This is a genomic window from Orlajensenia flava, assembly GCF_004801905.1.
Classification (GTDB): Bacteria; Actinomycetota; Actinomycetes; order Actinomycetales; family Microbacteriaceae; genus Orlajensenia; species Orlajensenia flava.
Window position 1 is genome coordinate 196,273 of record NZ_SSSN01000009.1, and the last position, 13,676, is coordinate 209,948.

12 protein-coding genes are annotated in these 13,676 nt (G+C 69.6%); 4 read left to right on the forward strand and 8 right to left on the reverse strand.

Features of this window, described 5'->3' with window-relative positions; all coding sequences use genetic code 11:
- Positions 1-95: 95 nt before the first annotated feature.
- From E6C70_RS12655 to hemE, 5 genes are all read right to left on the reverse strand, one after another.
- Complete coding sequence (locus E6C70_RS12655; RefSeq protein WP_136424898.1) at positions 96-362, reverse strand: DUF3618 domain-containing protein; 267 nt, start codon at positions 360-362, stop codon at positions 96-98.
- Positions 355-762 (reverse strand): phage holin family protein, encoded by a 408-nt coding sequence (locus tag E6C70_RS12660; protein WP_136424899.1) that lies wholly within the window; start codon positions 760-762, stop codon positions 355-357. Before E6C70_RS12660 ends, E6C70_RS12655 begins: the two co-directional genes overlap by 8 nt.
- Before the next feature lie 4 nt (positions 763-766).
- On the reverse strand, positions 767-1,129 hold the full coding sequence (locus E6C70_RS12665) for a YtxH domain-containing protein (protein ID WP_235833440.1): 363 nt from the start codon (positions 1,127-1,129) through the stop codon (positions 767-769).
- A gap of 101 nt (positions 1,130-1,230) precedes the next feature.
- Complete coding sequence (hemG, locus tag E6C70_RS12670) at positions 1,231-2,715, reverse strand: protoporphyrinogen oxidase (protein ID WP_136424901.1); 1,485 nt, start codon at positions 2,713-2,715, stop codon at positions 1,231-1,233.
- On the reverse strand, positions 2,712-3,869 hold the full coding sequence (hemE, locus tag E6C70_RS12675) for a uroporphyrinogen decarboxylase (RefSeq protein WP_136424902.1): 1,158 nt from the start codon (positions 3,867-3,869) through the stop codon (positions 2,712-2,714). Before hemE ends, hemG begins: the two co-directional genes overlap by 4 nt.
- Before the next feature lie 261 nt (positions 3,870-4,130).
- Between hemE and E6C70_RS12685 the strand changes: the two genes are divergently transcribed.
- The 3 genes from E6C70_RS12685 to E6C70_RS12695 all read left to right on the forward strand — a co-directional run bounded on the left by E6C70_RS12685 (position 4,131) and on the right by E6C70_RS12695 (position 9,078).
- On the forward strand, positions 4,131-7,334 hold the full coding sequence (locus E6C70_RS12685) for a hypothetical protein (RefSeq protein ID WP_168770948.1): 3,204 nt from the start codon (positions 4,131-4,133) through the stop codon (positions 7,332-7,334).
- 82 nt (positions 7,335-7,416) lie between these two features.
- Positions 7,417-8,310: a DUF4397 domain-containing protein gene (locus E6C70_RS12690; RefSeq protein WP_168770949.1), complete on the forward strand. Its 894-nt coding sequence runs from the start codon at positions 7,417-7,419 to the stop codon at positions 8,308-8,310.
- Positions 8,311-8,343: 33 nt separating this feature from the next.
- Positions 8,344-9,078, forward strand: a complete 735-nt coding sequence (locus tag E6C70_RS12695) for a sortase domain-containing protein (RefSeq protein ID WP_136424906.1) — start codon at positions 8,344-8,346, stop codon at positions 9,076-9,078.
- A 266-nt stretch (positions 9,079-9,344) separates the two neighbouring features.
- Here the strand turns inward: E6C70_RS12695 and E6C70_RS12700 are convergent, their stop codons facing one another.
- The gene (locus E6C70_RS12700) at positions 9,345-10,808 is read right to left on the reverse strand and encodes an HNH endonuclease signature motif containing protein (protein WP_136424907.1); all 1,464 of its coding nucleotides are present in this window, start codon (positions 10,806-10,808) and stop codon (positions 9,345-9,347) included.
- A 121-nt stretch (positions 10,809-10,929) separates the two neighbouring features.
- Between E6C70_RS12700 and E6C70_RS12705 the strand changes: the two genes are divergently transcribed.
- A complete protein-coding gene (locus E6C70_RS12705) occupies positions 10,930-11,823 on the forward strand; it encodes an alpha/beta fold hydrolase (RefSeq protein WP_136424908.1) in 894 nt (297 codons plus the stop codon).
- Between the two features lie 381 nt (positions 11,824-12,204).
- On the opposite strand, the gene E6C70_RS12710 is transcribed toward E6C70_RS12705, so the two are convergent.
- Together E6C70_RS12710 and E6C70_RS12715 are read right to left on the reverse strand one after the other, a co-directional pair.
- Complete coding sequence (locus E6C70_RS12710; protein ID WP_136424909.1) at positions 12,205-12,954, reverse strand: tyrosine-protein phosphatase; 750 nt, start codon at positions 12,952-12,954, stop codon at positions 12,205-12,207.
- Entirely contained in the window at positions 12,951-13,661 is a 711-nt protein-coding gene (locus tag E6C70_RS12715) for a YdcF family protein (protein WP_207670127.1), read from the reverse strand. Before E6C70_RS12715 ends, E6C70_RS12710 begins: the two co-directional genes overlap by 4 nt.
- Positions 13,662-13,676 lie beyond the last annotated feature (15 nt).

Genomic DNA, 13,676 nt, shown 5'->3' on the forward strand with positions numbered 1-13,676 from the left:
CGAGCGCGATCCAAAAGGGGTGGGTTCCCGGGCGCGCGAGTGTTATAGGCGCCGTGGCCGAGAGGCGGTGTCGCTGGCGAGGCCGAGCGGCCTACTCAGTCCTTCATGACGGCGGCGACGATCGCCCAGACTGCCCCGCCGACGACTGCGGCGGCTCCCACGGCGATGCCGACCAGCACGAGGGGGTTCTCGCGCGTGATCGTGCGGATGTTCTCCGTAGTCTGACGCGTCGCGCGCTTGACGCGCTTTGGCACGTTGAGGCGGTCCTCGATGGCGTCGAGCGTCGCGGCCAGCTGCACGCGCGCGGCCTCCACGTCGGCGTGGAGCTCGACGCGGGTCTTGTCATGGGGCTTGTCACTCATAGACGCCCTCTCCCTTCACTGCCTCGACGTCGTGCTGGATGGCTTCCTTGATCGGTTCGCCCTCCGTGTTGGTCCCCGCCTTGATGCGCGCGACCCCGATGACCACGAGCAGCAGGATGATGAGCAGCAGGATGGCCGCGACGACCAGTGCGGCTGCCCAACCGGGCAGGACGAGGGCGAAGGCCATGATTGCGCTCGAGATGAGGACCGCGACGACCCAGAACAGCAGGAACGCGGCCGCCGCGAACATGGCAGCACCGAACCCGATGCTCTTGCCCTTGCGGATGAGTTCGGCCTTGTAGGCCGCGATCTCGGCGACGACCAGGTCTCTGGCGTGGCCGGGCAATTCGCCGACGAGCTCGAACAGCCCTTTCGAGCGCTTCGGGTTGAACTCGTTCACGGGCTCACTCCTTCTTGGCGGTGGATGCCTTCGAGGTGGCCGACGTCGTTGCCGGCTTGGAGGTGGTGGAGTCGCTCGAGCTGGACCTCGCGGGCGCCTTCGTGGCGGTCGTCCTCGGTGAGGAGGCGGATGCCCGCGTATTGCTCGACTTCTGCGCGTTGGTGGCGGCACCGACGAGCTTCTTGGCCCCGTCGAGGACGGCGTCGGAGACGACCGTCACCCGCGCCATCGCGAAGTCCTTCGCGGCGTCTACGCCCTTCTGCACCGTGGGCGTGTTCCACGCCTTATCGGCTGCGTCCTTGATCTGCTCGTATCGCTCACGGCCGGCGCGCGCACCGAGCACGTAGCCCACGGCCGCTCCTGTCACGAAGAGAAGCTTGCCTTTCACTGTGCACCCCGTTTCGAATCGATCTGCCCAGCGTAGCGCCGCACCTCTACCGGGCGGGGGGCTTGACAGGTTCCGTGATCCTATATTCCACCATCGGTATGCAGCGCGCTACGACGAAGTCGGCGGGCGGCTTCTCGCGCATCCGGGATCACCGACGCCAGGCCGGTGCCCGACACCCACGATCCGACGACGGCGACCGTCTCATCATCCTCGATAGCCTCGCGTACCTCGTCAACGCGTTGGCGCTGGCCCACGGCGGCCTGCGAGACGGCATCCGTCCACCGGGTTCGGGCGAATCCGTCGACGGCCGCGGGGTCGAGGGGCACACCGAGGATCGCGCTCGCATCGCTGACGGCGAGCGCGGTGACGTCCTCGTCGCTCATTCCCGATGTCGGCAGCAGCTCGCCGACCCGTCCGTACGAGAGCCTCAGCACATGGCGTCCGGCACCGGCATCGTCGGCCAGGGACTCGGCCACCCAGGCCCACTTGGCGCTGACGTGGGTGAGGGCCTTCGCGCTCACGCCCGGGGTTCCCGAACCGACGAGAGCGCCGGTCCCTCGCGGTGCGGCGTCGAGAGCGGGCGCGTCGATCACGAGCGTCGCGAGCTCGATGGTGGTGGGCTGCGGCCAGTCCAGTCGTGCCAGCCGCTGCCATTCCGTCCGGGCGGTGGAGAGCAGGCGGATGGCCTCGCCCGACGAAGCGGCGATCATCACGCGGCGGGCGCGTACGCGCTGCTCGGCACCACCGGCGCCCTCGAGGGTGAGCGTCCACCCCGGCTCGCCGTCGAGATCGGTCGGCTGCAGGTCGCGCGCTCGGGTCGAGGTGCGGATCTCGCCGCCGAAATGCTCGATATCCGCAGCCACGGCGTCGATCAGGCGGGAGACGCCCCCGCGGATGCCGAGCACTGCGGCGCCCGGCCGGGCTCCGCTGCGGAGCTCGGCGACGGCGCCCGAGAGCGAACCGGCGCGGGTGATGGCGGCGTTCAGGCCGGGTGCGACGACGTCGATGTCGAGCTCGTCGGCATCTGCTGAGTAGACACCGGTCGAGATCGGCGAGACCAGGCGCTCGAGCACCGCTCGACCCATACGCCGGGTCACGAGCGGCCCGAGCCTGTCCGAACCGCCGATGGTGAGCACGGGGCGCAAGCGGTCGAGGTAGGCACGGAAGGATGCTCGGGCGCCGATCGCGGCGCGCACGTCGTCGGCGAGGGGCGACGCCGGGATGCCGAGGAGGGTGTTGCGGGGCGACGGCACGCTCATCGACCCGCCGCGGCGGAGAGCCGGAAGGTGCAGCCACGAACCGGCGGGATTCGGGGAGACGACGGCATCCGTCAGCCCGAGTTCGTCGATGAAGGCGGAGACGGTGCCCCCGCGGGTGGCGAAGCTCTCCGCGCCGGAGTCGAGGGTGATGCCGGCGACGTCGTGCGAGCGGACGCATCCGCCGACCGCGTCGGACACCTCAACGACCAGCGTGGTGAGCCCGACGTGAACCAGCTCGCGAGCAGCCGTCAGTCCGGCAGCACCCCCGCCGATGACGACGACGTCGAGTGCGGCCGACTCGCTCATGCGCCCAGCTCGTGCACCAGTTCGACGACGCGGGTGAGCACATCGGGGTCGGTCTCGGGTGCGACGCCGTGACCGAGGTTGACGACGTGAGCCGGCGCGGTGCGTCCGCGGGCGACGACCTCGCGCACGTGGCTCTCGAGCACGGGCCAGGGCGCGAACAGCAGGGCGGGGTCGATGTTGCCCTGCAGGGGCACGTCGCCGCCGAGGCGTCGGTTGGCCTCGTCAAGCGGGATGCGATAGTCGACGCCCACGACGTCGGCGCCCACGTCGCGCATGGCGGCGAGCAGCTCTCCGGTCCCGACCCCGAAGTGCACGAGCGGCACGTGGCGCCGCTCTCGATAGGGGTCAGCGCCCTCGTCGTGGGTGCGGACGGTGTAGGAGATCTCGTGTACGTGGGACAGGGCGCGGGCGGATGCCGGAGCGACGTGCTCCTCGTAGTCGGCGAGGGAGAGGCCGCCCGCCCACGAGTCGAACAGCTGCGCTGCGCTGGCGCCGGCCATCACCTGCGCGCGCAGGAAGCGGCCCGAGACGTCGGCCGTCCAGTCCATCAGCGCGCGCCAGGCCGACGGATCGGCGTGCATGAGCGTCCGGGCCGCGATGTGGTCCTTCGACGGGCCGCCCTCGACGAGGTAGGCGGCGAGCGTGAAGGGCGCACCGGCGAAGCCGATGAGCGGCACGGCGCTCGAGTCGGGGCCCAAGTGCGCGAGCTCGGCGACCGTGCGGCCGACGGCATCCGTGATGGGATCGATGACGGAGTCGAGCGTTGCGGGGTCGATCTTCACCAGTTCGGCTGCGTCCGCCCCCGTGCGCACCGCCTGCGCGAACACCGGTCCGCGACCGGGCACGATCTCGACGTCGACGCCGATGAGCTTGAGCGGCACGACGATGTCGCTGAAGAAGATGCCCGCGTCGACGTGATGGCGGCGCACCGGTTGGAGGGTGATCTCGCTCGCGAGCGCAGGGTCGAGGCACGCGTCGAGCATCCGAGTGCCCACTCGCAGCTCGCGGTACTCGGGCAGGGACCGGCCGGCCTGGCGCATGAACCAGACCGGCAGCCGATCGCCGCGCTCACCCTGGTAGGCCCGCACCAGCGGGGATTCGGTCGTCTGGCCGGAGGCGAGCGGATGGGCGGCGGGAAGAGTCACGTGCTCCATTGTCTCCCACCTCGAGCGAGCGCTGTCGCGGTGAGGGCCATCGCTGTCTCCGTGCGGCCGCCACCTCGGGGCACGCTTTCGGCTGCCCATCCTGCATCGGTGTGGACGGATTCCGGCACCCGTCCCCAGAACAGGGCGCATTCGACCAAACCGATAGGGGGGATGGTTCCGAATATCCGTCATGACCGCAGTGACGTCACCCCTCGGCGTGCCTGCTGCCCCCGCAGCCGCTCCGGCCACCACCGTTCTGGGAGGAACGCGATGACCGACCTGATCAATCGCACGCACGGCACCGACGGCGACGGCGACGGCGCGCCGGGATCGCCGGATGCGCCGAGCTCCACCCAGTCGGGCCCTGTCGCGACGGATGCTGTCGCTCAGGACGCTCACGCGCAGGATGCTGCTAAGACCAATGCTGCTGAGACGGATGCTGGCGCGGACAGTCGCAAGAAGTCGACCACCCCGGCTATCCGGCCCGAGACAACCGACGACGCCCCGTCCAAGAGCGCACGGACCGTGCGGACGCCCGCTGCCGCAAAGCTGGCCACCGCCGAACCGAAGCCTGGCGCGTCGAAGAACGGCACGGCCAAGAGCGGTGCGGCGAAGAGCAGTGCGCCCAGCAAAGCCGGTGTCGCGAGCAAGACGGAGACGCTGAGCAAGACGGGGGTGACGAGCCGGACAGGCACCCCGAAGGCTCCTGAGAGCAAGGCCAGCGCCGACAAGGCCGACGACGGTACGAAGTCGCCGGTTGAGCAGGCTCCGCGTGCGAAGAGACCGACCCCCAAGTCCTCCAGCACGCGGACCCCGTCAGCGAACGCGACCGTCACGAAAGCGGCTGTCGCCGAGGCAACTGGCGCAAAGGCACTCGGCCCGACGACGGCGGCTTCGAAGCGTGCCGGTTCTGCAGCACCCGCCACGAAGGCGGCGACCGCCAGGAAACCAGCCGCCAAGAAACCGGCCGCCCAGGTACCGGCTCCCTCCACCGCGAAGACCGAAGCGACGGGTACCACCGTGACGACCGGGAGGACCGGCGCCACCACAGCGCGCCCGAAGCGTCCTACGCAGGTGAAGAGCGCCTCGACCAACGCCACGACGTCCGCTACGAAGCAGAAGCCCGTCACGAAGGCGAAGCCCGCTCCGACCGACGCGGGGTCCGTACCCGACTCGAGGTCAGACACAGGGCCGCAGCCGAGCACCGACGCGGCCACGTCCTCCGCCATCGAGCCCGACGCGGCAGTCCCAGGCACAGCGCTTCCCGACACGACGCTCCCGGACACAGCCCTGCCCGACGCAGCACTCACCGACGCGGCCGCCGCTTCGGCAGAAAACGCTCCCGGTGCGGCACCGAGCCCAGCGTCGGCTGGCATGTCGATTGGCGAGACCGCGGGCGCATCGTCCGCCGCTCTCCTGGTCGAACCGAGCACGACGCCGTCCGAACCGGCGACCCCATCGGCCATCCCGGCCGAGAAGACACCGAAGAATGCACCGGCGAGCGCGCCGCGTGCGACGCCGGCTGCGCTCAAGGCGCCGGCATCCGTCGCGAAGCGCGACCCGCGGTCTGCAAGCCTCAAGCGCGCCGTCGACCGCACGGCGCACAGCCTGGTCTACCTGCTTCCGCTGCTCGCCATCGCCGCCGTGATCCAGGTCGTCAACCTCGCCGGATCTCCAGCGCGCATCGCCGAGGAGGGCACCAACACTGCGCAGGCATGGTCGGTGCTGAAGCTCGGCGAACTCGTCAGGGACGCCAACTGGTTCGATCACCCGCCGCTCGGCTGGCTTCAGATATCGGGGTACGCGGGCCTCACCGGCGCCTTCGACCGCTACGACCTCGCAGTGCTGGCCGCGCGTGAAGCGATGGTCGCCTTCGCGCTCGTGTCGGTACTGCTGGTCTGGGTGCTCGCCCGGCGCCTGCGGCTCACCCGCCCGGCCGCTGCCGGGGCCGTGCTGCTGTTCGCCCTGTCGCCTCTGGCTCTGCAGCTTCACCGAACGGTCTACCTCGACAACGTCGCCGTGCCGTGGTTGCTGGGCGCGTTCGTGCTCGCGACGCTGCGTCGTTACCAGCTGGTGGCATTCGCCGGCAGCGCGGTCGCCTTCTCCGTCGCCATGCTCAGCGGCGAGACGGCGCTGCTCGCGCTGCCCTTCCTCGCCTGGGTGATGTGGCGTTCGTCCGACTCGGAGACGCGTCTCTACACACTGCCTACCGCCGGCGCCATCGTCGTCGTGAGCGGCCTGGCGTACGTGCTCTATGGATCCAGCAACGGCGGACTCACCCAGGCTCCGGGCAGCGGCGGCCTGCTCGGAAGCCTCATCTTCCCGTTCGCCGCATCCCTCTCGAACGCATCGCTCGCCGACCCGGGCGCGACGACGGCCGGTACCCTGTCGACCTGGTGGCAGCTCGATCCGGTCCTCCTCGTCTCGGGAGTGGTCGCGGCCATAGCGGCGCTGTTCCTCACCCGACTGCGGCCGATCGCTGCATTCGTGGTGTTCTCCGCCCTGCTCGTGCTGATGCCCGGGGCGGCGACGCCCGCGTCCTACGCCATCGTCCTGCTGCCGTTCATTGCTCTGCTCATCGCCGGGGTGGTCGAGGAGGCCGTCATACTGGTCCGTTCGCGGGAGCGCTCCTATTGGCTGCGGATGGCGGACCGCGGCATCGGTGGAGTCATCCTCGCCGGCGCGGTGGCTGCGATAGTCATCGCCGCTCCCGCCGCGGTCTCGCAGATTCGAGGGTTCCTCGCCGGCGATGCCGACCGACCCGCGCGTCAGGCAGAACAGTGGCTGACCGACAACGTGCCGTCGAACGCGCGCGTCATCGTGGACGACTCCAGCTGGGTCGACCTCGTCGCCGCAGGCTTCTCGCCCGACCGCGTCGACGGATACGACCCGACGGATGCCGGTGCGTCCGCCCCGGAGCAGGTGTTCGGCACCGCTCGTCCCGCGGACTATGTCGTCGCGCCCGCTTCTTCCGGCGCGATTCCGGCCGGCCTGTCACAGGTTCGTCGAGCCGTCGCCAACTCGGTGAGCGTCGTGCGCTTCGGGTCGGGAGATCGCGCCGTCGAGGTTCGCCGCATCGAGACCGTCGATCCCACGGCGGCGCGAGCGACGGAGACCGCGCTCACGCAGAAGCGCGCCCGCGCGGGCGCCGAGCTCCTCGCCAATCCGGCGCTGACCGTCTCGACCGGTGCCCGGGGCGTGATCGCAGGGGGAAACCTCGACGGCCGGCTGATCGTGCTGCTCGGCCAGCTCGCGGCATCCGGCGACGTCGCGGTGACGTCCGCCCCAACCGGCTTGACCGAGACGACGAATGTCCGCCGCATGGTGACGCTGACGACGGGTTCGGCCGCCGGGGATGCCGAGCTGCTGGCCTCGCTCAAGGCCATGACGGGCACCTATGCTCCCGACGCCTCGGCCGTGCCATCCGGTCTCCGACTAACCGTCTCGGCCGATGAACCGGACGTGTTCGGATGACCCGCTTCCCGTTTTCTCCTCGCTCTTCCCCCCTCGCAACAGAACATCCTCATCGCCCTCAATCGAACAAGGAGTCCCTCTCATGAACAGATCGTCCATCATCCGCCGCGTCGTTGCGGGCAGCATCGCCGCTGTCGCCGTGGCCGGTGCCATCGGTCTCGCCGCAGCTCCGGCGAACGCGGCAGTACCCGCGTCGGTGTCGTCGTCCGTCCAGACCGCGGGCACGAACACCGGCTGGGTCCGCGTCGGCCACCTGTCGCCCGACACCACGTCCGTCGACGTCAAGCTCTCGGCCCTCTCGGGCGGGGCGGTCATCTTCGAGCTCAAGAACGTCGCGTACGGACAGGTCTCGCCGTACAGCAACGTCGGGGCCGGCACCTATGTGGTGTCGATGGTTCCGGCGGGCTCCCCCGCCAGCACCCCGGCGATGATCTCGGCCAACGTCACCATCACGCCGGGCGAGGCTGCCACGGTCGCGGCGTACGGGCCGAACAAGAGCATCAAGACGAAGGTCTTCACTGACGACCTGACGGGTCCGGCGGCCGGGCAGTCCCGCATCCGGCTCATCCAGGCGTCCACGCGGGTCAAGAGCGTCGACGTCTCGACGACGACGGGAATCGCCATCGCGAAGGGGGCGAAGGCGGGTAGCGCCACCAGCTACGCCAGCGTCCCGGTCGGGCCGTGGGGGCTCAATCTGGTGTCGCCGACGACGACATCGCAAGCCTCCATCAGCCTCGCGCCGGGCACGGTGAACACGCTCTTCGTGCTCGACAACGCCTCGGGCGGGCTCACACTCATGTCGGTGCTCGACAGCTCCGGCGCCGGCGAATCGCCCGACGGACCGATCGAGACCGGTGGGGGCGGCCTGCGCGACTCCGGTTCGAGCGGGCTCGCCGCTGCACCGGCGAACGACCCGTGGAGCGCCGTCGTCACGTTCTTCACCCACCTGTTCGGCGCCCCGGCCGGCACACGCTGACCGGCGTGGCCCACTGATCGGCGAGCGTGCATCATGACGAACTCCGCACCGCGGCATCGTGCCCCACGAACGCACGCGCGTCTGCGGCGCACGCTCGTCGTGGGCGCGGTGCTCGTGGTCGGAGTTCTCGCGGTGAGCGGGGGCGCACTCGCGTCGTCGTTCGCCGTGAACCGGTCGGCGTCAGCGCCGAGCGCCGTTCAGCACGCGTCCGGTTCGGTCGGCGCGACGCCATCGCCCTCCTCGAACGCGTCCCATGAGGGAGCGGCGGGAGGCCTGCAGGACCCGGCGATCCCCATCCCGTCCGCCGACGTGAGCGGCGTCACCGTCAGTCGCGTACAGATTCCCGCGATCGGAGTGGATGCGGCCGTCGAGCTGATCGACCGTGACGCGACCGGCGTGCTGCTCCCGCCGGGCAAATGGGCGGATGCCGGCTGGTATCGCTCAGGCGTGCTGCCCGGCCGGGTCGGACCGGCGATCATCGCGGGACACCTGGACACGACGTTGCGCGAGGCGGTGTTCGCGCACCTCAAGCAACTGGTCGCGGGCGACCGGGTCACCGTCACCCTCTCCGATGGCAGCCAGTCCACGTTCGCGGTGGACAGTGCCATCAACGTGGAGAAGAAGACGTTCCCGACCCAGGAGGTGTACGGACCGACTCCGGATGCCCAGCTGCGACTCATCACGTGCAACGGGCCGTACGACGACGCCGCGCACTCGTACGCCAACAACTACGTGGTGTTCGCCTCACTCGTCGCACCGGGCACCTGACCGAACCCTCCCCGCTTTCGCGCCCCTGCTGGCTTTGCTGGACGACTCGAGACCTGCCGGCGGCGCTTGAGGACTCGCGCCCCTGCCGGCGGTGCTGGACGACTCGAGCCCTGCTGGCGGCGCTCGAGGACTCGTGCACCTGCCGGCGGCGCTCGAGGACCGGGGCCCGGCCCGCGGTGCTGGACATGCATTCGGCGGTCGTGGACTTCTGCGTTGGTGAGAGACACCCAAACGCTCGCATCCTTGCCCGCGAGGGCCGGCTCTTCCTAGACGAGGGCAGGGACCTTCACTCGGAACCGTTCGCGTCCCCCGATGCGAGGCTTCTGCAGTGGGTCGATGTGGGGTGGAGGAGTGAACCAGACCGTTCCGGCCCTGATCGCGATTCCCCAACCGTCCCGGTGGATCATGTGGTGGCAGAAGCTGCACAACATGACCCCATTGTCGAGATCCGTCGGTCCGCCATCGCGTTCCCACCACCTGATGTGGTGAGCGTGGGCGAAGCGGATGTTCTGTCCGCATGAGGCGCATCCACCGTCGCGTTCTCCGAGGGCGAGGCGTTGCTCTCTGCTGAAGAGTCGCGCTCTGCGGCCCATGTCCAAGGGGACGGACGCCTCGCCGAGGACGAGTGGCAGGAACTCGCCGTCGATGGCGAGGAGTCGGGCCGATGCAGCGCTGATGGGCTGGTCGATTCCATCGATCGTGGCCCGACCGAGCCCATCGATCAGGGCTTCGACGTCCATGCGCACGACGGTCGTGGTGGTCGCGAGTGCGGTGTCCGCTGAGGAGCAGCCGAGGTTGTGGGTGACGAGATCGGCTAAAGCATCGGCCTGCATCTGAGGGATGGTGCGGGTGTCGTCGATGGCCGATCGACCGCCGTGGGTATCCCCGCCGGACACGACGCACTCCCCGTCGGTGCTGTCCCAAGCGGCTTGGTCGCTCGTGCTCCGACCCGTCGAGCCGACTCCGCGTTGCTGTCGCAGCGCGGCTGTGACCAGAGCGTCGATCGCGGTCTTGATGCCCGCTGCCGTCAACGGATCGAGCCGCGCATTCAGGTGGATCATGCCGTCTCGATGTTCGCGGAAGGTAAGCGACCGGCTCTGCCACCGCAGCTCATCGGCGGGTTCGAGTCCATCCTGGTCGAGTCCGGCCGCGGCCTCCTTCACGGCTCGAGCGAGCAGGTCGAGCGGCAGGTTCACGGCGTGATCGACGAGGATTCCCTCCACCTCGACCGCCAACGCCGGGTCGGCCCGATTCGCGACCCGATCGAGCATCGCCGTGATGAGGTCGGCTGCATCGACGCCGATGGTTCCGGACGACAGCGCGTCGGCGACGTGCGGATGCGCTGGGGGAAGCGACCCGCTGAACGACTCTCTCGACGCCGTCGCCACTCCGACCCTGATGAGCCGGGACGCCTCGGTGACGCTCGTGCCCGTCGACGCCGCGATGAGGCGCGCGGGATTGTGGAATCCGCACGCCTTGGCCAGTCCGTCGACGCCGAACTCCGCCCCGGAACGTTGCGACACCTCAGCCGCGGCACAGGTCAGCAGCGCCTCGGTGTCGCGACGCATCTGCGCCAGCGCATCCGTCACGGCGACGAGTCCGGAGCTGCTCATCTGCTTCATCACCGCGCCCGCGCGGCCCGGAATGAGACCGAACGGAGGGAGAGCCCCAGCCCACGTCGCATGCAGGGTCCCGAGATGTTCCTCGAGGTTCTGCAGCGGATCTTCCATGACTCGATTGTCCCATAACGGCAAGACATTCGAAAGTGTTTTCTACTGTTGATCTGGACTTTCTTATCCACAGGCTGGGGAGAACTAGCCCGTTCTGGCGACTGGGGAGGAGACTGCACTGATGCGAACAGAACCCATCCGCACCGCCGGGACCCCCGTGCTCGAGATCACGTACGAGCAAGTCGGCGACCCGGCCGGTACGCCTGTCGTACTGCTGCACGGCTTTCCCTACGACGTTCGCTCGTACGACGATGTCGCGAGCGTGGTCGCGGATGCCGGCGCACGCGTCATCCTGCCATACCTGCGGGGCTACGGGCCTACCCGCTTCCTCCGCGACGACACCATGCGTTCCGGCCAGCAGGGAGCCCTCGGCCAAGACCTGATCGACCTCCTCGACACGTTGGACATCGAGAGCGCGGTCGTCGGTGGCTACGACTGGGGAGGCCGAGCTGCGTGCATCGCCGCCGCGCTGTGGCCGGAGCGCATCCGAGGTCTCGTGACTGTCGGCGGCTACAACATCCAGGACATCGCGAAGGCGACTCCTCCCCAACCACGCGACTTCGAGCCCGGACAGTGGTATCAGTACTACCTCTACACGGAGCGCGGTCGCGAGGGGTTATCTCGGTACCGTGAGGAATTCGCGCTTCGACTGTGGCAGCTGTGGTCTCCGACGTGGACGGATGCCGCACACGCCTTCACGGCGAGTGCCCCAAGTCTGCACAACCCCGACTTCGTCGACGTGGTCGTCCACTCCTATCGGCACCGTCGTGGGCTCGCCGCGGGCGACTCCCGCTACGACGGACTGGAGGCCCAGTTGGCCGCACGGCCCTCCATCACCGTCCCGACGATCGCGCTCGACGCTCTCGCCGATGGGCTCGGTGGCCCCGACGACTCGTCCGAGGACCGTCCCCTGTTCACCGGTGGACTCGACATCCGCGCCGTCCCGGATGCCGGCCATGACCTGCCTCAAGAGGCTCCCGACGCGTTCGCGCGCGCCGTGCTCGACCTGCTCTGAGGCGCTCACGATGGAAGCGGGGCCGCACTCGCGTGCGGCCCCACCCCTGCGTTTCCGCCCCTACGCGGGCGCATGATGCGACGGATGCGACGGGCCGGTCGGACGATGCGCCGCAGCACGGCAGATCGCTCCATCGACGGCGGATCCGGGTAAGCGGGGCCGCCGCGGCCAGCCTACGTTCGGGATCCATCGGACGCATGTCCCCATGTAAGGCACGCACGCCTCGGCGTTGAGTGCTTGCAGCCTCGCAGCTCAGCATCCAAGCCGGACCAAGCCAACCCCGACGCGAGCGGTAGGGCATCGGGTCGGCCTCAGGAGCGCCTGCGCGCTGCGACACGGCTCCGCCATCCCCACCTCTTCCGTCCCCGAGACGAGCGCAGTCTATTCCGACGGCTGATCGGTGGCGAGAGGAAGGCTTCCGCGCCAGCTCAGGATGGCGTTGCGCTCGGCGAGGTCGAGGTCCGTCAGCGCCAGCCAGGTGCCGACGTCGAATGCCGCGAGCGACTCTCGGAACAGGCGTTCTGGCGTCGTGCCGAGCGACGCGCAGAGCAGTTCGACCTTCGCCTCATCCTGCATCCGGTGCGCCCCGAGCGCCCCCGAACGGCCGAGTCTCATCGACTCGAGGTAGTCATCGACGATGTCCTCCTCGATGACTCCGGCCGCCGCCTGCAGCACCATCGCGATCATGCCGGTGCGGTCGCGTCCCGCCGCGCAATGGAAGAGAACGCCTCCGTCCGGCGCATCCGCGATCGCACGCAGGACAGCCGCGGTGCGCTCGGGCATCGCCGCAAGATGCGGCCCGTAATAGAGCGCGGTGCCGGCGAGACCCGCATCCCAGTAGTCGGCCCAGAACGACGCGTTCTCCAGGCCGTCGAGGTCGATCTCGCGAATCGTGATCTCAGCGGGCCGATTGGTCGCCGCATTGCGCTCATCGGGCTGACGCAAGTCGACGACGGTGCGGATGCCGAGCTCCCGCAGGTGTCGCCATCCCTCGGGCGTCACCTGGTCCGTCGACTCCGAGCGGAACAGGACGCCGTGCGGGGTGACGGATCCATCGCGGCATCGGAGGCCGCCGAGGTCGCGCACGTTGGAGAGCCCGTCGACTGCGGCCGCCCGAGAGGGGCGGATCATCCGCTCACCGCCACAGACCGCGGCGCGGTTCGCCCACTCTGTTCGGCGACCCGACGCGACGTGGCGCCGAACTCTCGCTCGAGCGCGGCGGCGCGAACCCGCACGGCAACGAGTTCGTGCACGGCCAGCAGCGGCTTCGCCCAGAAGTACTCGCCGAACCGGTAGTCGGCCGCGCGCCGCAGCCTGGCCGCCAGTTGCGGCGACTGCGTGGCGAGGTAGGCGCGCAATCTCCGGGCGTGGAACGAGTTGGATGCGATCTTGACGACGGAGGCATCGGCGAGGAGCGGAAGGCTGAACGCGATGTTCTCCCACGAGGTTCTGGAGTGCTGCTCGAGCATGATGCGCTCCGGCGCGACACCGAATCGCGCGACGGCGTGGTCGGCCATCACGGATGCCTCCGACCGCGAGCCCCGCACCGGTCCCCCGGTGAACACGAACCGGCCTGCCTCATCCGTGGAGCGCACGGCGATGCGCACCCGCCAGCGCTGGATCGCATTGGCGCGTCCGCCGCGGCTCGAACGGAACCCCGGCACGACCACCACCTCGCCGGGCTCGACGACCCGGGCGTCGAGGCGATCGGCGGGCAGGCCCGACCGGGAGGCACGCCGGGTCGTCCACTCACCCCAGGCGACGAAGCCGAGGCCAGCAGCGAGAGCCGCCAGGACGACCCGCATCGGGGTAGCGGATGTCGGCGCTCGACGAGGCATGAGTCCATTCGACCA